16 protein-coding genes are annotated in these 18051 nt (G+C 63.9%); 7 read left to right on the top strand and 9 right to left on the bottom strand.

Translation table 11 applies throughout. From position 1 onward, the window contains the following. Positions 1–53: 53 nt before the first annotated feature. The 5 genes from NKI06_RS27240 to NKI06_RS27220 all read right to left on the bottom strand — a co-directional run bounded on the left by NKI06_RS27240 (position 54) and on the right by NKI06_RS27220 (position 5221). On the bottom strand, positions 54–782 hold the full coding sequence (locus NKI06_RS27240; RefSeq protein ID WP_023685460.1) for an SDR family oxidoreductase: 729 nt from the start codon (positions 780–782) through the stop codon (positions 54–56). A 27-nt stretch (positions 783–809) separates the two neighbouring features. Continuing rightward, positions 810–2069, bottom strand: a complete 1260-nt coding sequence (locus tag NKI06_RS27235) for a sugar ABC transporter permease (RefSeq protein WP_023821252.1) — start codon at positions 2067–2069, stop codon at positions 810–812. Continuing rightward, positions 2066–2890 carry an ATP-binding cassette domain-containing protein gene (locus NKI06_RS27230; RefSeq protein WP_023693835.1) on the bottom strand — a complete coding sequence of 275 codons (825 nt, stop codon included), beginning with the start codon at positions 2888–2890 and terminating at the stop codon, positions 2066–2068. The genes NKI06_RS27235 and NKI06_RS27230 overlap by 4 nt, the downstream gene beginning before the upstream one ends. A 152-nt stretch (positions 2891–3042) precedes the next feature. Further along, positions 3043–4107, bottom strand: coding sequence for an ABC transporter substrate-binding protein (locus NKI06_RS27225; protein WP_352762961.1), 1065 nt, complete (start codon positions 4105–4107; stop codon positions 3043–3045). Positions 4108–4336: 229 nt separating this feature from the next. Continuing rightward, positions 4337–5221 (bottom strand): AraC family transcriptional regulator, encoded by an 885-nt coding sequence (locus tag NKI06_RS27220; RefSeq protein ID WP_352987674.1) that lies wholly within the window; start codon positions 5219–5221, stop codon positions 4337–4339. A 309-nt stretch (positions 5222–5530) separates the two neighbouring features. On the opposite strand from NKI06_RS27220, the gene NKI06_RS27215 reads away from it, so the two are divergent. The 4 genes from NKI06_RS27215 to NKI06_RS27200 all read left to right on the top strand — a co-directional run bounded on the left by NKI06_RS27215 (position 5531) and on the right by NKI06_RS27200 (position 9408). Then, positions 5531–6592, top strand: coding sequence for a maleylacetate reductase (locus NKI06_RS27215; RefSeq protein ID WP_352987673.1), 1062 nt, complete (start codon positions 5531–5533; stop codon positions 6590–6592). 302 nt (positions 6593–6894) lie between these two features. Further along, on the top strand, positions 6895–7776 hold the full coding sequence (locus NKI06_RS27210) for a metal ABC transporter solute-binding protein, Zn/Mn family (RefSeq protein WP_023740093.1): 882 nt from the start codon (positions 6895–6897) through the stop codon (positions 7774–7776). A gap of 26 nt (positions 7777–7802) precedes the next feature. Next, a complete protein-coding gene (locus NKI06_RS27205; RefSeq protein ID WP_023735454.1) occupies positions 7803–8597 on the top strand; it encodes a metal ABC transporter ATP-binding protein in 795 nt (264 codons plus the stop codon). Next, entirely contained in the window at positions 8581–9408 is an 828-nt protein-coding gene (locus NKI06_RS27200) for a metal ABC transporter permease (protein WP_023685454.1), read from the top strand. Before NKI06_RS27205 ends, NKI06_RS27200 begins: the two co-directional genes overlap by 17 nt. Positions 9409–10171: 763 nt before the next feature. Here NKI06_RS27200 and NKI06_RS27195 read toward each other — a convergent pair. Next, the gene (locus NKI06_RS27195) at positions 10172–10525 is read right to left on the bottom strand and encodes a cupin domain-containing protein (RefSeq protein ID WP_023821253.1); all 354 of its coding nucleotides are present in this window, start codon (positions 10523–10525) and stop codon (positions 10172–10174) included. Between the two features lie 461 nt (positions 10526–10986). Here NKI06_RS27195 and NKI06_RS27190 point away from each other — a divergent pair, with 461 nt between their 5' ends. Beyond that, entirely contained in the window at positions 10987–12942 is a 1956-nt protein-coding gene (locus NKI06_RS27190; RefSeq protein ID WP_352987672.1) for an acyltransferase family protein, read from the top strand. A gap of 51 nt (positions 12943–12993) precedes the next feature. On the opposite strand, the gene NKI06_RS27185 is transcribed toward NKI06_RS27190, so the two are convergent. Next, positions 12994–13986, bottom strand: coding sequence for an HNH endonuclease (locus NKI06_RS27185; protein ID WP_352987671.1), 993 nt, complete (start codon positions 13984–13986; stop codon positions 12994–12996). Positions 13987–14229: 243 nt separating this feature from the next. Here NKI06_RS27185 and NKI06_RS27180 point away from each other — a divergent pair, with 243 nt between their 5' ends. After that, positions 14230–15507, top strand: a complete 1278-nt coding sequence (locus NKI06_RS27180; RefSeq protein WP_352987670.1) for a DUF763 domain-containing protein — start codon at positions 14230–14232, stop codon at positions 15505–15507. 300 nt (positions 15508–15807) lie between these two features. On the opposite strand, the gene NKI06_RS27175 is transcribed toward NKI06_RS27180, so the two are convergent. After that, a complete protein-coding gene (locus NKI06_RS27175; protein ID WP_352987669.1) occupies positions 15808–16692 on the bottom strand; it encodes an NmrA family NAD(P)-binding protein in 885 nt (294 codons plus the stop codon). Between the two features lie 203 nt (positions 16693–16895). Here NKI06_RS27175 and NKI06_RS27170 point away from each other — a divergent pair, with 203 nt between their 5' ends. Continuing rightward, positions 16896–17204 carry a hypothetical protein gene (locus NKI06_RS27170; RefSeq protein WP_023672486.1) on the top strand — a complete coding sequence of 103 codons (309 nt, stop codon included), beginning with the start codon at positions 16896–16898 and terminating at the stop codon, positions 17202–17204. 67 nt (positions 17205–17271) lie between these two features. Here NKI06_RS27170 and NKI06_RS27165 read toward each other — a convergent pair whose 3' ends face one another. Then, positions 17272–17868, bottom strand: coding sequence for a DUF6456 domain-containing protein (locus NKI06_RS27165; RefSeq protein WP_352987667.1), 597 nt, complete (start codon positions 17866–17868; stop codon positions 17272–17274). Positions 17869–18051: the final 183 nt, after the last annotated feature.

Genomic DNA, 18051 nt, shown 5'->3' with positions numbered 1-18051 from the left:
ACGGTCAGTTGCAAGAGCCTCTCCCCATTCCCTACTGCCTAATGCCTACTGCCTCACAAATCATTGCTCTGCGGCAGGATCACCAGATCGCGAATGGTGACGTTCCTTGGCCGCGTCAGCATGAACAGCACGGCTTCAGCCACCTCAACCGGCTGAATCAGGCCGCCCTTGGCCAGTTCATCCTCGAGCTTGTCCTTCGGCCAGTCGCTGATCAGCGCTGTCACCACCGGCCCCGGCTGCACCGCGCCGACGCGCAGGCCGTGCGGGGCGACCTGCCGGCGAACCGTGTGGACGAAGGCCTGCACGGCGTGTTTGGACGCGGTGTAGATCGGCTCCCAGACCACCGGCACCAGTCCGGCGATCGATGACGTCACGATGATGTCGCCGGTCTTGCGTTCGACCATATGCGGAAGCACCGCGTGTATGGAGCGGAACACCGCATTGATGTTGAGGTTCAGCATGCGGTCCCACACATCGGGGTCGCCTTCGAGCACCGGGCCGCCGACATAGGCGCCGGCATTGGCGTGGAAGATATCGAGCGGGCCGGCCTTGTCCAGGATTTGCGGCATCATCGTCGCGACGCTGGCCGGCTTCATCAGATCGATCACCAGCGGGATCGCGTCGGGACCGAGTTCGGTGCAGACGCTTTTCAGCGCGTCTTCGGCGCGGTCGACGAGCACAACGCGAACGCCGGCGGCAATCAGCGCTCTCGCGCATTCCAGGCCTATGCCCGACGCGGCGCCGGTGATCGCCGCGACCTTTCCACTCAAATCCTGAGCCATTCTTCTATCCTCGTATTCTCTGTTGGTTCAGGCTCGGCCGTGGGAAACCCGCGAGCGGCGTGCCAGGGAGTCGACGATGACCGCAATTGCCAGAACGGCGCCGGTGATCATGTAGCGAAGCGACGATGACAGATCGAGCAAGGTCAGCCCGCTGGCGATCGACTGGATGACGATGATGCCGAGCAGCGCGGAATAGGCGCTGCCACGGCCGCCAAACAGGCTGGTGCCGCCTATGACCGCCGCCGCAATGGCGTTGAGGTTGACGTCGCCGGTGCCGGCCTGCTGGCTGGCGGAGGCCAGCCGCGCTGCCGACAGCACGCCGCCGAGGGCGGCAAACATCGAGCACATGACGAAGGCGCTGAGGTAGATCGAGCGCACCTTGATGCCGGCCCGGCGCGCCGCTTCGCGGTTGCCGCCGACGGCGGTCATCGAGCGGCCCCATTGGGTGCGGGTCAGCGCATAGTTCATCGCCACCACCAGGCCGACGAACAGGCCGAACATCCACGGTATGCCGCGCGCCTGGTTGAGATAGCCGACGATCAGTTCGAGCAGGATGGTCAAGGCGGCGACGCGCACGATGAGGCCGCCGACCGACGGCGCCGACAAATTGACGGCCCGGCGGCGGCTGACGGTGCGCAGGCCGGTGATCAGCATGACGATGCCGGGCAATGCCGCCAGTGCATAGGACAGCCAGTCCGGCATGACCAGCAACTGGCCGAAATTCACCAGGTTCGAGCCATAGGGCAGATTGATCGAGCCGGTGGAGCCCAGAATATACAGTTGCAGGCCGAGCACGGCGAGCAGGCCGGCGAGCGTCGAGACGAAGCTTGGCATGCCGAGCCGGTTGAACAGCAAGGCATAGAGCGCGCCGATGAAACCGCCGACGGCAATCGCGGCGAGGATGGCGAGCGCCACCGGCCAGCCCTGGTTGACCCACAGCGTGCCCACCATGGCCGAGGCAAAGCCGCTGATCGAGCCGACCGACAGGTCGATCTCGCCGACCATCAGCACGCAGACTATGCCGAGCGCGATGACGCCGACGGTCGAGCAGTCGAACAACAGATTAACGAGGTTGCTCGACGAGACGAACACCGGATTGAGGGCGGTGAACACGCTCCAGATGATGACCAGGCCGACGATGACCGGCAGCGAGCCGAGGTCGCCGGAGCGGACGCGGTCGAAGAAGGCGCTGATGGCGCCACCAACGCCGGCCTGGTGCTTGACGCGTACGTCGCTGCGGTCGAGCGCCGTCGACGAGGAGGTGTCCTGCTTGGGCTCCGCGCTCATGGCCGCTGCTCCTGGTTGTGCGCTTGTTCGGCGGCCTTGCGCCGTTCGGCGCGGCGCGACACTGCATTGTTGGCGGCGCCGGTGATGGCGCTGACCAGTTCCTGGTTCGAGGCGTCGGGTTCGAAAACGCCGTTGTTGCGGCCGAGCCTGAGCACCACGATGCGGTCGGCGACGGCGCGCACGTCCTCCATATTGTGACTGATCATCAGCACGCCGAGCCCACGCTCGCGCACCCGGTCGATGAGGTTCAGCACTTCCGCCGTCTGGGCGACGCCAAGCGCGGCGGTCGGCTCGTCGAGGAGGATGACCTTGGGGTCGAGCAGCAGCGAGCGGGCGATCGCCACGGTCTGGCGCTGGCCGCCGGAAAGCGAGGCGACCGCCTCGCGGACGCTTGGAATACGCGCAGACAATTCGTTGAGCAGCGTCCAGGCGCGGATCTCCATCGCCACCTCGTCCAGCCGCAGCGGGTTGAGCTCCTTGCCGAGAAAGATGTTGGCGACGACGTCGAGGTTTTCGCACAGTGCGAGATCCTGGAAGACGGTGGCGATGCCGAGCGTCAGCGCGGCACTCGGGTCAGGCATGGTCACCTGCCTGCCGCGGAAATTGATGGTCCCCGAGCTCGGCTGGTGGACGCCGGCCAGGATCTTGACCAGCGTCGACTTGCCGGCTCCATTGTCGCCGACCAGCGCCACCACCTCGCCGGCATGGACATCGAGATCGATATCGGTGAGCGCCGAAACGGCGCCGAAATTCTTCGAGATGCCGCGCAGGCTGAGCACCAGCTCGCCTGCCGAAACCGGTCCGTCAGAGATGTCAGACATGGTGGCAAACCTTTCCGGATGGGCGGTCAAGAGTGACTGCGGACTTCCGGCCGCCGCACGGGCGGCCGGAAAGCAGGATCAGGATTCTAGGTCATCCTCTTATGCATGTCGTTATCCCAAAACCGCTGCGCGATTTTGGGCGACCTGCATTGTCACTTTGTGATGCCGAGCTTCTTGCAGCCTTCGGCATAGCGGTCGACGCAGAGCTCTTCGGCGGTGTTGATCTTCTTGTCGATGATCTCGGCCTTGAGGTTTTCCTGCGTCACCACCGCCGGCGTGAACAGCTGCGATGGGGTGTCGTAGAGGGTCATTTCGGCCTTCGGCGTCTCGCCCGACAGAAGCTGGACGGCGACGTTGGCGGCAGCCGCCGCAACGATCTCGCTCGGCTTGGAGATGGTGTTGTACTGGTCGCCGGCGATGATGAGCTGCAGGGCGGCGATGGTCGCGTCGTTGCCGGTCACCGGCGGCACCGGATCGACTCCGGCGGCCTTGAAGGCGGCGATGGCGCCACCACCGGTGCCGTCATTGGCCGCAACGACGCCGACGATCTGCGTGGAGAAGCGGGTGATCTGGCCGCTTGCCCATTGCTGCGCCTTCGGCGGCGCCCATTCCGGCGTGTCGTATTCGGCTAGGATCTTGTAGCCGCTGTTGTCGAGGCTGGAATGGATGCCCTTCTTGATCAGCCCGGCGGCCGCGTCGGTCGGCGAGCCGTTGATCTGCAGCAGGCCGCCGCTGGCGGGGTCGACCTTCAGCGCCTTGAGGTGCTCGACGAGCGAGTCGGCAATGGCCTTGCCGATGCCTTCATTGTTGAACGAGACGTAGAAGTCGGCAGGTGCGGTCGGGATCGGGCGATCATAGGCGATGACCTTGACGCCCTGGCTCTGCGCCAGCTTGACCAGCGAGGCGGCGGCGGTCGAGTCGACAGGGTCGAGCACGATCGCCTTGGCGCCCTGCGAGATTACCGAGTTGAACTGCTGCTGCTGGCGCGAGGCGTCGGCATCGGCGTTCTGGTAGATCACCTTGCAGCCGGGGCAGAGTTTTTTCATCTCGGCGACGAAGCCGGGATAGTCGTGCTGTTCGTAGCGCGTCGAGGCCTGGTCGGGCATCAAGAAGGCGACCGTGGCGTCGGTAACCGGGGCGGCAAAGGCAGCGGTGCCGCCAAGAAGGGAAACAGTGAGCGCGATGGCTCCCGTCGATTTCCAGGCAAATCTGGTCATTTTGATAGCTCCGTTTCAAGGAATGGTTTCATGAAGCCCTGGACACCACATGGCGCCGGGCCTTGACTGCAGTCGGGCTGTTGCGAGGAACAACGGAGCACTTGATCCGTGCTGCGCATCCTCTTGATATCTCTGGATTTCGGGACAAGCGATCTCCAGCACGGGGCGCCTCCAACGCACCCCGCGTTCTTACCTCAGTAAACGTCTAGGCTCCTCCCGGTCCTCCCTGTTAGGCGGCAATCTCCGCGCTGATGTTTTCCGCCAGCAGGGCCCTGAAGCGCGAAGGCGACATGCCTTTCTGGGTCAGGAACTGGCGGTTGAAATTCGAGATGTTGTTGTAGCCGGCGGCGTAGCAGATCTCGGTGATCGGCATGTCGGCCTCACTCATCAGCAGCTGGCAGGCAAGGTTGATGCGCAGCCGGTTGACATACTGCACCAGGGCCATGCCGGTATGGCGGCGGAAGCTGCGCGAAAACGCGCTCGGGCTGCGGCCGGCAATCGCCGCCAGATCGCTTTCGCTGAACGGCTCGGTCAGGTTGGCGTTGATATAGGCAAGCGCCTTGTTGACGCCGGCCGACATGAAGCCTGAGGGATCTGGCAGATAGCTGGCGCTGGTGAGCGTCCGCACATCGGCGGCGCGGCTCAGAATATCGATCAGCTCCATGAACAAAGCGATGCGGCGAACGCCTTGCGCTTCGACCAGTTCGGCCAGCACAGGTGCGGCGAGCTTGGCGGTAGCGGTGGAGAATAGCGCGCCGCGGCGGCTGAGCTCGAGAATGTTTTCACAACCGGCAAGTTCCGGCAACGCGGCGGTGGCGTCGGCAATGAACTCTTGCGAGAACTGCACGACGCGGCCGCGCAGCGGCACGATGGCGCCTGCCGGCACGTCGCTGACCCAGTTGTGCGGCAGGTTCGGGCCGGTGAGCACGAGATTGCCGGGCTCGAACTCGCCGATGAAGTCACCGACGAAATAATGGCCCGTGGTGGCGACGACGTGATGGATTTCGTATTCGGGATGGAAGTGCCAGCGCACCGTGTGGAAGGGGTAGCCGTGGGCCCAGGCCTTGAACGACTCGCCGCGTCTGATCTGGACGACTTCCAAGTCCGGATTCATGTCAGTTCCTCCCGGCGCCGGTCCGGTCATGCGACCAGTTGCAGTGCCATCTCCCGCAGGCCGCGTTTGCCGCTCTCTGCAGTGATCGAAGCTTAGGCGGCAATTCATGCAGCCGCCACTACGGTGTGTCCACCTCACTGATACTTTTTTGACGTTTTTGTGGTCAAGGCGATACGTTTGCGAGTACGCGGGAGAGATCAGGGCCCGCTTGCGAGACGGTGACGACGCAAACGATGTCGTCGGCAGCGAGAGCTGGCCGCTCGATTTCGGCTCCGTCACAGTGATAATATGCAAAGGGAGCGGATCGGCATGACAAGGACGTTCACCTACTCCGGCAGCCCTGCGCATATTGTCTTCGGCAATGGCGCGTCGTCCGAGGTGGGCACCTGGATCGAAAAACTCGGCTGCAATCGCGCGCTGGTGCTGTCGACGCCGCATCGGGCTGCCGACGGCGAGGCGCTTGCCAAATCCCTCGGCGCGCTGGCGGCCGGCACCTTTTCGGGCGCCGCCATGCACACGCCGGTCGAGGTAACCCAAACGGCAATGGCCAAGGCGACCGAGGTCAACGCTGACTGCGTTGTCGCGCTTGGCGGCGGCTCGACCACCGGTCTCGGCAAGGCGATCGCCTGGCGCACCGACCTGCCGCAGATCGTCATCCCGACCACCTATGCCGGCTCGGAGGTGACGCCGATCCTCGGTCAGACCGAGAACGGCGAAAAAACCACAATGCGTGACGCAAGGATCCTGCCGGAAGTGGTGATCTACGATCCAGAGCTGACCGTCGGCCTGCCGATAGCGATGAGCGTCGCGTCAGGACTCAACGCCATGGCGCACGCGGCCGAAGCGCTTTACGCGCAGGACCGCCATCCGATTTCCACCCTGATGGCGAAAGAAGGATTGCGCGCCATGAAGGCGGCGCTGCCGGTGTTGACCAAGGAGCCTGGAAACATCGATGCACGCGGCGATGCGCTTTACGGCGCCTGGCTTTGCGGTACGGTGCTCGGCGCCGTCGGCATGGCGCTGCATCACAAGATCTGTCACACGCTCGGCGGCTCTTTCGACATGCCGCATGCCGAGACGCATGCGGTGATGTTGCCGCACACGATCGGCTTCAACGCCGCCGCGGTGCCCGACTTGTTGAAGCCGGTCGCCGACTTGTTTGGCAGCAGCGCCGGTAGCGGTCTCCAGGATTTCGCCAAGGCGGTCGGCGCGCCCCTTACATTGAAAGAACTCGGCCTCAAGCAGGCCGATCTCGACCGCGCCGCCGAGATTGCGACCAGGAACCCATACTGGAATCCGCGGCCTTTCGACCGCGCCGCAATCCGCGCCCTGTTGCAGGACGCGTGGGAGGGAAGGCGTCCGCAAAACTGACGGCAACAAGCAAGGAACTTACCCGCCGCGAATTCATCAGGATACCGCCACGACCGGTGTGCTCGCGGCGGCCTCGCGATGCCGGCGATCGCCTGCCCTTTCGCATATAGCCGACAGGCATGAGTGGCTCCGCCTGATCGGCGCAGGCCGCTCACGCTTTTGTGCGCGTGAAAAACTGCGCGGCTCGAAAAGCCCATTGACATCAGCCGTATTTTCGACGCAAACGTTATATTGTTACTGTTATACAGTTACACAGCCCGCCTCTCCGGCGACATACATTTCAGACTGCAAGGAGACCACGGATGCGTCGCATTCCCTTTCTCGCCGCGCTGCTCGTCGCGGTGCCGCTTTTGACCGGCACGGCTGCCCGCGCCGAAGACAAGCTGACCATCGTGGCGGCCGAGAATTTCTATGGCGACCTTGCCCGCCAGATCGGCGGCAGCAACGTCGCCGTCACCAGCATCCTGGCCAATCCCGATGACGATCCGCATCTGTTCGAGACCAGCCCGTCGACGGCGCGCACCATCGCCGACGCCAAGATCGTCATCTACAACGGCGCCGACTACGATCCGTGGATGGACAAGCTGCTGTCGGCCTCGACAGCCAAGGATCGCACGACCATCGTCGCCGCCGACCTGATCGGCAAGAAGTCGGGCGACAACCCGCATCTGTGGTACGACCCGGCGACGCTGCCGGCCATCGCCAAGGCGCTGAGCGCCGATCTTGCCAAACGCGATCCGGCCAATGCAGCGCATTACGAGGCCAATCTCAAGGCATTCCAGACCTCGCTCGAGGCCATTGACAAGGAAATCGCCGACGTCAAGAACACCTATGCCGGCACCGAGGTGACGGCTACCGAGCCGGTCTTCGGCTACATGGCGGAAGCGCTCGGCCTGAAAATGCTGAACTACGATTTCCAGGTGGCTTTGATGAACGATGCGGAGCCGAGCGCCACGCAGGTGGCGGCGTTCGAAAACAGCCTGAAGGACGGCTCGGCCAAGATCCTGTTCTACAATTCGCAGGTGACCGACGAGGCAACGACAAGGCTGCTCGACATCGCCAGGCAGAATAAGGTCACTGTCATCGGCGTCACCGAGACGGAACCGGCGGGCCAGACGATCCAGACCTGGTTCCGCGGCCAGATCGACGCGGTCCAGAAGGCGCTCGCCGCCCGCACACAATGAACGTGACTGCGAATGAATGTGACTAAATGAACGCAATCGAATTCGACAAGGTCACGCTGACCTATGGGGGACGCCGGGTTTTATCCGACGTCTCCTTTTCTCTACCGCAAGGCGCCTTTGTCGGCCTGCTCGGCGCCAATGGCGCCGGCAAGACGACGATGCTGCGCGCCATTCTCGGCCTGATCAAACCGGCCGGCGGCGCCATTTCGGTGCTTGGCAAATCGCCGACGCGCGGCAACGCCGACATCGGCTATATGCCGCAGGCGCGGCGCGCGCTTGGCGATGTCGGCGTCAGCGGCCTCGACTTCGTGCTGAGTGCCGCCGGCGGGCATCGCTGGGGCTGGCCCGTCGCATCGGCTGCCGAGAAGGAGGCGGCGTGGAAGGCACTTGAAGAGGTGGGCGCCGGCAGCCTCGCGCGCCGTCCCTTGGGCGAGCTTTCCGGTGGCGAGCGCCAGCGCATCCTGATTGCGCAATCCTTGATCGGCAATCCGCAACTGCTTTTGCTCGACGAGCCGCTGATCAGCCTCGATGCGGGCCATCAGCGCGCGATCATCGACCTGGTGCACGACATCGGCGAGCGGCTCGGCATTGCCGTGCTGTTCTGCTCGCACGAGATCAACCCGCTGCTGCGCGCCGTCGACCGCGTGCTCTATCTCGGCAACCGCAAGGCGGCGATCGGTTCCGTCGACGAGGTCATCAGCGGTCCGGTGCTGTCGAAACTCTATGGCACGCATATCAATGTGGTGCGGGTTGCCGGCCGCATCTTCGTCATGGCCGACGATGTCGAACTGGAGAGCGGGGCGCATGTCCACGATCTTTGACTATGAATTCATGCGCAACGCCTTCTATGCCTGCACCATTGTCGGCATCGTTTCGGGCGCGGTCGGCTATTTCCTCGTGCTCCGGGGCCAGACCTTCGCCGGCCATGCGCTCTCCCATGTCGGCTTTCCCGGGGCCACCGGCGCCGGCCTGATCGGGCTGTCGCCGTTTCTCGGCCTCACCGTGTTCACCGTCGCCGCCGGCATCGGCATCGGCCTGCTCGGCGAACGCGCGCATCGCGACGTCGCCATCGGCATCGTTTTGACGCTTTCGCTCGGCCTGGGCTTGCTGTTTCTGCATTTCTACACCGCCTTCGCCTCGCAGGCGACCAACGTGCTGTTCGGCAATGTGCTGGGCATCAGCCTGCGCACCGTTATCGTGCTTGCGGTGCTGGCGGTGGCGATCCTTGTCGCGCTTTTGCTGATCGCGCGGCCACTGCTGTTCGCCAGCCTGCAGCCGGAACTCGCCGAAGCGCGCGGCGTGCCGCTCACTCTTGTCTCGACCCTGTTCATGGTGCTGGTCGCCGTCGCCACGTCCGAGGCGGTGCAGATCGTCGGCGTGCTGCTCGTCTTCGCGCTGATGGTGGCGCCTGCAGCCACCGCGCTCAGGCTTACCAGCGGCGTCGGAGCCGGCGTGCTGACGTCCATCGCGCTTGCCGTGATCATCGCCTGGATCAGCCTGACGCTCGCCTTCCTGACCGACTGGCCGACGAGCTTCTGGATCACGGCGCTGGGCGCGGCGGCCTATGTCGTCAGCGGCATGGTCCGGCGCCCGTCGGTCCGAGAGACTCAGAGCGCCGACGCCGGCCCCTGAGGCTTGCCCTCCGGCGGGTCGATCGAGCCGGCTGGAGTGCAAAACTGACGTGAGGGAAATACACCCAAAAAAAGTCAGGTTTACAAACCGGCTCCTGAAACGTTTCAGCCGCGAAAGACAAATTCATCCAATCGCCAAGATCGCGACCTCTGTCGCGCCAAAGGGCCGCTCCGGAGCGGCCGGAACACCCGGAAAGCCGCCATTTCAAGCGCATTTTGTAGCGGCGAATGGCGTCCGCGCGGCCGGTTGGAAGCTGGCCGGGAGGTGCAAAGGCGACCCCCCGCGGCCATTGCGGGCGGCGTTGACAGACCGCGGTGCTGCATGCGTATAGCAAGCCATGGGTCACGCCATGGCCGTGGCGGTTGAGACGGGGCTGGGGGGTTTCGTAACAACAGCATTGACGGCCCGGCGCCGGACGGGCGGCATGCACTCTCGAAGTGCGCCGCTCGCTCTTGGCTGACGCGCCGGCGACCCGGCAGCAGTCCTGGCCTGCGTTATCTCGACCAGGCTCCGCAGAACGCCATCGTCTCAGCTTTTCGATCCGCATCGGTTCGAAGCGAACGAGGTGACGCCCTCTTAACCGATATTCGCTTCGCTACGTCCCCCTCCCCCTGCTGGGCGAGGGGGACGCTGGCGATGAACCGCGCCGGCCGATGTGTATCGGCACCGATCAGGAACTGCCGACGACGCGATCAAGCAAGCCTGACGACGAGCCGATCAGGCGACCCTGGCGACGTCGATCAAGCAAGCTTGACGACGTCGATCAAGCAAGCTTGACGACGAAGTGCTTGGTTACCGGCTCGATGATCTGCCAGGTGCCCTTGAAATCGGCTTCGACCACGAACGCATCGCCCGGACCGACCTCGACCGGCGTGCCGCCATCGGGCGTGATGATGATGCGGCCGGCGATCATGTGCACGAACTCATAGTCGGTGTAGGTGGCGTGATAAGTGCCGGGCGAGGCCCGCCAGGTGCCCGACAGCACCTTGCCGTCGGCGGTGGTGTGCTGCACGGCGGTCTGCATGGTCGGCCGGCCCGCGACAACGATCCAGCCCGGCAAGTCGCCGCCCTCGGCATGCTCGACGGCGCCGAATTTGAGAATGGTGGTGTTGGTCATGAAGGGCTCCGTTTGAATTGCATGGCTGCCGGTTGGATAGCCGATGCGTGTGACGGGGGCAACGCAAGGGCCGACCCCGGATGTCGGAGATTTGGCGAAGGAGGCGGGGACCTAATCTCCCCCATCGAGGGGGAGATGTCGCCGAAGGCGACAGAGGGGGTCGCCGCGCGTGGAGCGCCTGCCTTCACTTGCAGGATTGGGCCGAGTCCGGTCGAACCGACCCCCTCTGGCCTGCCGGCCATCTCCCCCTCAAGGGGGGAGATCAGCGGCGTCGCCTCCTCCAATGTTGCACTGCGTTAGATTTGTTGCATTGCGATATCGACCCATAGGGCGGAGTCTTGGTCCGACTGTCAACGGTTGCAGCGACGTGTCCCGTTGGGCGCAAAGCTGCCGCACGTATGATCCCGGCGCGATCGTTACTCGCCGAGGCGGGGTCATGCACCAGCACGAGGTGGCAAATCGTGTCAGCATCGTTCCGGCCCGATATCGAAAGACTGCGTGCCTTGGCGGTGGCAGGCGTGATCGCCTTTCATTTCGGCTTCACCGGCCTGCCCGGCGGCTTCACCGGCGTCGACATCTTCTTCGTCATCTCGGGCTATCTGATCACAAAACACCTGCTTGCCGAAATCACCGAGACCGGGCGGCTCAACCTGTGGCGCTTCTATGCCAGGCGCGCTCGGCGGCTGTTGCCGGCGTCGCTGTTCGTCATCCTCGCCACACTGGTGGCCGGCGCCTTCATCCTGTCGCCGGAGGAACAATCGCTCTATTCCAAAGGCGCCATGTTCGCCTCGGCCTACATGATCAATCTGTGGCTGATCCGCTGGTCGTTCGATTATTTCGCCGCCGATGCGGCCAGCAACCCGTTTGTCCATTTCTGGTCGCTGTCGGTGGAGGAGCAGTTCTATGTCGCCTGGCCGGCGCTGCTTGTGCTGGCGGCATGGCTGCGCCCCGGCAAGCGCGGCGCGATCCTGGTGATCGGCATTGCCGGCCTCGTCTCATTCGCCGTCTGCGCGTGGCTCACCACGGTCTCGCAGCCCTGGGCCTTCTATTTCTCGCCGCTACGCGCCTGGGAGTTCGCCGCCGGCGGGCTGGCCAGCATGGTGCCGCAGCAAGTCTGGCAAAACCGCCCGCGGCTCGCCACGCCGCTGGCGTGGCTCGGCCTGGCGCTGATTGCCAGCGCCTATCTTTCCTTCAGCGACGAAACGCCCTTCCCGGGTTTCCTCGCCCTAGTGCCGGTGGCCGGCACCGTGCTGTTGCTGCTGGCAGGAGCGGCGCACGCGCAGCAGGAGAGCGCTAAGAAAAGCCCGATCGAGGCACTGGCGCTGCCGCCCCTGCAATGGATCGGCAAGCTCTCCTACTCGCTCTATCTCTGGCACTGGCCGGTGATCGTCTATGCCACGATGCTGACGCCGGAACTTTCGCCGCTGCAGCGGCTCGGCTGCTTGGCGCTGACGCTGGCGCTGTCGGGGTTCACCTATCATGTCATCGAAAACCCGATCCGCCGCAATGGCTGGCTGATGGCCAGTGCGGCGCGGGCGCTGGTGCCGGCCGTCCTCCTGACCGGCACCGGCGTCGCAGCCGCCTACGCCAATGCCAGGCTTGTCGTCCACGATCTGGACCCTGAGCAGCGCAGCATTGCCGCCAGCGCCGCGCAGCCGTCCCCGGCGCGCGCGGCCGGCTGTATTCTCTCCTTTGAGACGGTGACGCCGAAGGCCTGCGTGTTCGGCAACAAGGACGCCGGGCGCTCGATTGCGCTGTTCGGCGATTCGCATGCCGACCACTGGTCGACGCCGCTGATCGAGGCGGCGGCCAAGAACAATTATCGCCTCGTCACCTATCTCAAATCGTCCTGCCGTGCCTCGCGGGTGACGACCTGGAACTGGCGGCTGAAGCGCGACTACACCGAATGCGACCAGTGGCGGGAGCAATCGGTCAAGGACATTATCGCGTTGCACCCGCACATGGTGGTGATCTCGGAATTCTCGATCGGCAATGTTATGAAGGAATCGCCCGAGGAACTGAAGCACGCCGATTGGAACGAGGAGTGGAAGGCCGGCCTGCGCTGGACGCTGGCGGCATTCAGCCGGGCCGGGATCAAGGTCGCGGTAATCCGGGACGTTCCCTACAATGGAAGCTATGCCGACAAATGCGTGGCGCGGGCGCTGTGGCGCGGGCAGGTGCCTGAAGTCTGCGACACGCCGAGGGACGCGGCGGCGAACGACGACATCGCCGCGGCCGAGCGCGACGTCGTGCGCAGCGTGCCCGGCGCCACCTATGTCGACCTGACCAGCCAGTTCTGCGACGCCCAAACCTGCCACGTGTTCATCAACGGCCAACTCGCCTTCCGCGACCGGCACCACCTGGCGACGCCATTTGCTGAATCACTGGAGCCGGTCTTGGAGAAGGCGGTGTTTTAGGGGGCGGCGAGGTAGGGGGAACCTGACGGCTGACCGCTCAGTTGATGCGAGCTATGCCACAAACACATCCTCTCGATGGTGAGCGAGGTAAGCCTGCTGCGGCGGGGTGAAGGTGCTAGTGCGCCAGACGGCGGGGGCTTCGGCAAAGCCGAAACTCTGCATCACCAATTGCTCGAATCCGAGCCGCCGCAAATCAGTCTTGTCGACGCGCTGGGATATGAGGACCTGCCCGCTATCTTCAAAACTGATGAAGCCACGGTCAAAGAGGTGGTCGGCATCAGGCGTGAGGAGCAGCCCGTTCATGCCCTCCAAGCGCTCCTGCGCGGAAGCGCATAGGCGCCAAGGCTTGATGTGGCTTGCAATCAGCAACGAGGGATTGGCGACCCCTGTGAGTCGGCACGAGCGCTCCATGGCTTCGACATTGGAACGAAATTTACCTTGGCCGCGACGAGCTTGAATGACGCTCGTCTTTACAGTGTCCTCGAGTTGGAGGTCGTCTCGGATACGGCGCTCAACGACGTCCTCTAAAATTTCATTGACGACTCCGAAAGTGAGACTGTTTGCGCCACCACGCCTCAAAGCTTCGCGGTCGAAAGCTGTACCCGCGACAATTGTGTGAAACACCTCTTGCGATACGCTCGCGAGATAGGCGTTTTGACGGCCTGATCCGGAGTTTGGGTCGATGGGCGAGTGTCGGGCAGGCAGAAGCGGACCCAATTCGCCAATTATGTCCGACGGGCGCACCGTCGGCAGGAGCGGCGCCCAATACACCGGGAGAAGCCAACCTTCCTCGTTCCAATTGGCTCCAGTGTTCTTGAACTCCGGTGGTTTCGGTGCTGTGAATGCAAACTCCGCTACCCGACCAATATAGCGCACGGCTTGACCGAAAAAAGACAACACGAGGTCACCAGGTGTCGCCCGACGCATATTTTTGTAGAACTCGCTGCGTGCCCCATTCTTCTGAGTTTTGGGCGACCAGAGATATTGCCCGTCGATCTCTTGGCGGGCGGTCTGACTGTGATTTACCCACCCGAATTGCGACATCGTTTTGGTTTTAATAGTTGCCGTCGGCTGGATAAGCTCTATTCGAGACCTGTCTCGCCTTCAAGCAGGGAGCCGACCTTATTGCCAGGTGCGACAGGCGGCGTAACTGCATCTTTCGGCGAGACACCAAGAAGAGCGTAGGGCGACGATAGTCGCCGCCCCCACCCCCCGTGCAAAAACCCCCCCAAATGCCCACTAAATCACCGGCCCCCCCCCGGTGCGCGGCATCCACGGAGCATTCACTTGACGCAGCGAAGCGGCAGTGCGGACTTGCCGCTGCATGGCGGGCGGGTTCCGAAATGGCTGGGCGATCGTATGACGCGACTGGGCGCGGTGTTGTGCGAGGCGATCATCCATCACTATGGCCGCGACGAGCTGTTGCGGCGGCTGGCGCATCCGTTCTGGTTCCAGTCCTTCGGCGCCGTCATGGGCATGGACTGGCACTCCTCAGGCATCACCACTTCGGTCGTCGGCGCGCTGAAGCGCGGGCTGAACCCGATGTCGCGGGAGCTCGGCATCCATGTCTGCGGCGGGCGCGGCGCGCATTCGCGCAAGACGCCGCAGGAGCTGACCGCGATCGGCGAGCGCGTCGGCATCGATGGTGCGGCGCTTGCCACCGCCAGCCGCCTAGTCGCCAAGGTGGACAGTGCGGCCGTGCAGGACGGTTTCGACCTCTATCTGCACGGCTTCATCGTCACCGACGACAGCCGCTGGGTGGTGGTGCAGCAAGGCATGAACGGCGACAGCCGCCAGGCGCGGCGCTATCACTGGCTGTCGGAAGGACTGACAAGCTTCGTCGACCAGCCGCATGCGGCGATCGAGGGCGAGCGGCAGGGCGAGATCGTCAACCTCACCGACCATCGCGCCGAGCCGTCGCGGACCGGACAGCTCGATTTGTTGAAGACCATGAGCCCGGAGCGGATCCTTGACGAGCTTGCCCTGCTGGAGCCGCCGCCGAAAGCGGAGCCTGCGAAGCCCCCGGCGCAGCCGATGCTGCCCAATCTGGTGATGCCGGCGCATCATGACGTGCGCGAGAGCGACATCGTCATGCACCGGCTGCACGGCAACATTTCCGCGGCAATAGAAAGCGGGCCGGCCGATTTTCCCGAACTGCTGCTGGTGCCCGGCGTCGGCGCGCGCACAGTGAGGGCGCTGGCCATGGTGGCGGAAGTGGTGCATGGCGCGCCTTGCCGCTTCTCCGATCCGGCGCGCTTTTCGCTTGCCCATGGCGGCAAGGACCGGCACCCCTTCCCGGTGCCGCTGAAAGTCTATGACGAGACGATCGCGGTGCTGAAATCGGCCGTCGGCAAGGCCAAGCTCGGCCGCGAGGAAGAGCTCGGCGCGCTGAAGCGGCTGGATGGCGAGTCGCGTCGGCTGGAGCGCTACGTCACCGGGCCGAGCCTGAAGGAAATCGTCGCCGGCGAGTTCGATCAGTCGCATCTGCTGGGAGGGCGCAGTGTGTTCGGGTGGGAGGGGGCGGCGGAAGAAGAGCCGTTGAGGACGATCAAGAAAGGCGCTTGATGGCGGCCGGTTCGCGCCGCCCCTCATTTCCCTGCCGGGCGTTCGTCATTCGAAAAGCCAAGCAGTTGGCTTTTCGTCCGCTTTGCGGACCATTCCTCAACTCCCCGTATAGTGACGGGGAGAAATATGCTGTCTTCGATGCTTTCGCCAATCGCCAACATTGCAAAGGGAGCGCCGCCGTGGCGGCAGCCAGATGAGGGGCGGCGCGGCGCCTGAAAAGTATGGCTCGTCAGAGCCTCGCCAAGTTTCAAGTCTGATTCACAGAACCTCTCTAAGCGCCTGTTTTACAATAGCTACTCCTCACGCGGCACCCTTCAACAGGTCTTCCGGCCGGCCCTCGACGAGCGCAGCAATATAGCTTTCCAGGCTGGTCGTGCCGCGCTCCGGGTTTTCCGGCTCCGCCGGCTTGTCCAGCGTGGCCCCGGTCATGCGGGTGTAGGACTCGGCCGCCGCTTTGGAGAAGCCGAGTTTTTCGTAGGTTTCTGTCCAGCGCTCGCGCGGCACCGTGACCACGCGCACGTTTTTGCGCAACGCCGCACTGAAGGCTGCGGCGACATCGGCGGCTGAGTAGCGCCGAGGGCCCTCGATATAGTGCGTGCCGGTCTTGTCCGCCGGCTCCAGCAGACGTCTCGCCGCAGCCTCGCCGAGATCCTGCGGCGCCACCATCGGCAGCTCGAAATCCGCCGGGAAGAAGGAGGTGATGACGCCGTCGCGCCGCGCCGTCTCCAGGGCCTGATCCCAGTTGCTCATGTAATAGGCGGCGCGGTTGATGCTTGCCGGAATGGCCTGGGCCTTCAGCTTCTGCTCGAGGCCGTAAAGGACGGTGAGATCGCCGACACCCTCGCCGGCCTGCGCGCCATAGGTCGATTCCGCTACCACTTTTTCGAGGCCGGACCCCTCCAGTGCCGTCGCAATGGCGCCAACCGTCTTGCGCTCCTCGGCGTCGGTGTCGGTCGATGGATCGGCCGGCGGGTTGAGCAGAAACGCCCGCTTGCCGCGCCGCAAGACTTCACGCAGCGCCTCGACATCGAGCACATCGGCAACCGCGGCCTCCGCGCCCTGTTCAACCAACCATGCGGCCTTCGACTCGTCGCGCGTCACCACCGTGACATCCTCGCCCTGCCGCAACAGCGCCATTGCCGCCGCCGAGCCGACATGGCCGGTACCTCCAAGAATGACATGCATGGTCTCGTCCTTCCCTTGCTGATTCATGCCGGATTAATGGCTGGGGCGGCGAAGGGTTCAAAAATCGGGGGACGATGCTGACAGGAGGTGACGCTGACTTTCCTCGCAATGCACGGCGCAGGGGTCGTTCGCATCTTGCAAAATTATGGAACGAGGTCGTGTCCAGCGAGTTATATTAGCGCAACCTTGAATAGGAGGCAGCTATGAGAAAGCTCCTGCTTGCTTCGGCTATCGCTATCACTGCGGCGGCGGCGATGATCGCTCCGGCGAATGCCGGCGGGCGCGTCGTGATCGGCATCGGCAACGGCTACTATGACGATGACTACAATGACAGCTATGGCGACTATTACGATCGCTACGCTCCTCGCCCTTACTACCAGTATAATGCCTACGATAACGGCTTCAGGTACCACAGGTATCACAGGCACCATCGCCATTGCCGCATAGAGTTGGTCAAGCATTGGCGCCATCATCACAGGATCGTCGAGGAAATTCGCGTTTGCGAACGGTGATCCGATAAGGTGAAACCGGTTCGGCCGGCATCTGCCGGCCGGCCGCTTCACTACGCGGCTGCCGGCCTTATCGCGGCTTCCGCATCATCATCCCGTAATCAACGGCCAAAAGGTCGAGCCCGACCTTCAACAGCTTCACCACCACATCTCGTCCCTCGCCGGTGCGTTCGGCGAGCGCCTTCACCGACTGGCCTTCGAGGCAGATTTTGCGAACCACCTCCGCCACTTCCCAGTGGGCCATGGCGGCGATGGCATGGGTGTGGGCGCGGCCGGCGTTGAGCACGCGGTCGGGGATGGCGCCATTGATGCGGCCGCCGTCAATGCGCTCTTCCCACGGCATCGGCCGCAGCCCGTCACGCGAGGCGCGCTCGAAATCGTCGCGAAACCGCTGGCCGGCCTCACGCTGCTGGCGGGTCAGTGAGGTGATGCCGACCAGCGGATCGACATTGCGCACCCGCACGATGCCGCCGGTCGCGGTGTAGCCGTCATTGGAGACCTCGTAGACGCGCCGCGCCTCTTCGGTGCCGACGCTCAGCCGCTTGCGGCCGAAGCGATCGTCCTTCAGCGCGAAATCATGGCCGATCTCGCGGCGGATGCGCACCTGCTCGGCTTCGCCTGTGGGGAGTTTTGGTGGCTGCCGTTTCTGCGCGGTTTTTTTGCTCATCGGAGGATCCTTGTGGGATTGGGTTGTTGAGCCGGAAGGTTGGCGTTCCTTCGCGCCCCCCTCTGCCCTGCCGGGCATCTCCCCCACGAGGGCATAGGCGCTAAGATAGCTTTGGCATGGACTGAAACTTGCGCTTTCGTGGTGGTTCGCGCCAGCGATATCGCAAGGCATGGAGATTTTGGC

It is taken from the genome of Mesorhizobium sp. M0772, assembly GCF_040320135.1.
In the GTDB taxonomy this organism is placed as follows: Bacteria; Pseudomonadota; Alphaproteobacteria; order Rhizobiales; family Rhizobiaceae; genus Mesorhizobium.
This window is presented reverse-complemented; position numbering and strand designations above follow the sequence as displayed.

Excerpts from the sequence above, each read along its gene's own strand:
- NKI06_RS27230 (WP_023693835.1), bottom strand. The coding sequence starts at position 2,890 with ATGTCTGACATCTCTGACGGACCGGTTTCGGCAGGCGAGCTGGTGCTC.
- NKI06_RS27185 (WP_352987671.1), bottom strand. The coding sequence starts at position 13,986 with ATGTCGCAATTCGGGTGGGTAAATCACAGTCAGACCGCCCGCCAAGAG.
- NKI06_RS27235 (WP_023821252.1), bottom strand. The coding sequence starts at position 2,069 with ATGAGCGCGGAGCCCAAGCAGGACACCTCCTCGTCGACGGCGCTCGAC.
- NKI06_RS27225 (WP_352762961.1), bottom strand. The coding sequence starts at position 4,107 with ATGACCAGATTTGCCTGGAAATCGACGGGAGCCATCGCGCTCACTGTT.
- NKI06_RS27170 (WP_023672486.1), top strand. The coding sequence starts at position 16,896 with ATGAGAAAGCTCCTGCTTGCTTCGGCTATCGCTATCACTGCGGCGGCG.
- NKI06_RS27220 (WP_352987674.1), bottom strand. The coding sequence starts at position 5,221 with ATGAATCCGGACTTGGAAGTCGTCCAGATCAGACGCGGCGAGTCGTTC.
- NKI06_RS27215 (WP_352987673.1), top strand. The coding sequence starts at position 5,531 with ATGACAAGGACGTTCACCTACTCCGGCAGCCCTGCGCATATTGTCTTC.
- NKI06_RS27210 (WP_023740093.1), top strand. The coding sequence starts at position 6,895 with ATGCGTCGCATTCCCTTTCTCGCCGCGCTGCTCGTCGCGGTGCCGCTT.
- NKI06_RS27240 (WP_023685460.1), bottom strand. The coding sequence starts at position 782 with ATGGCTCAGGATTTGAGTGGAAAGGTCGCGGCGATCACCGGCGCCGCG.
- NKI06_RS27175 (WP_352987669.1), bottom strand. The coding sequence starts at position 16,692 with ATGCATGTCATTCTTGGAGGTACCGGCCATGTCGGCTCGGCGGCGGCA.
- NKI06_RS27200 (WP_023685454.1), top strand. The coding sequence starts at position 8,581 with ATGTCCACGATCTTTGACTATGAATTCATGCGCAACGCCTTCTATGCC.
- NKI06_RS27195 (WP_023821253.1), bottom strand. The coding sequence starts at position 10,525 with ATGACCAACACCACCATTCTCAAATTCGGCGCCGTCGAGCATGCCGAG.
- NKI06_RS27205 (WP_023735454.1), top strand. The coding sequence starts at position 7,803 with ATGAACGCAATCGAATTCGACAAGGTCACGCTGACCTATGGGGGACGC.
- NKI06_RS27165 (WP_352987667.1), bottom strand. The coding sequence starts at position 17,868 with ATGAGCAAAAAAACCGCGCAGAAACGGCAGCCACCAAAACTCCCCACA.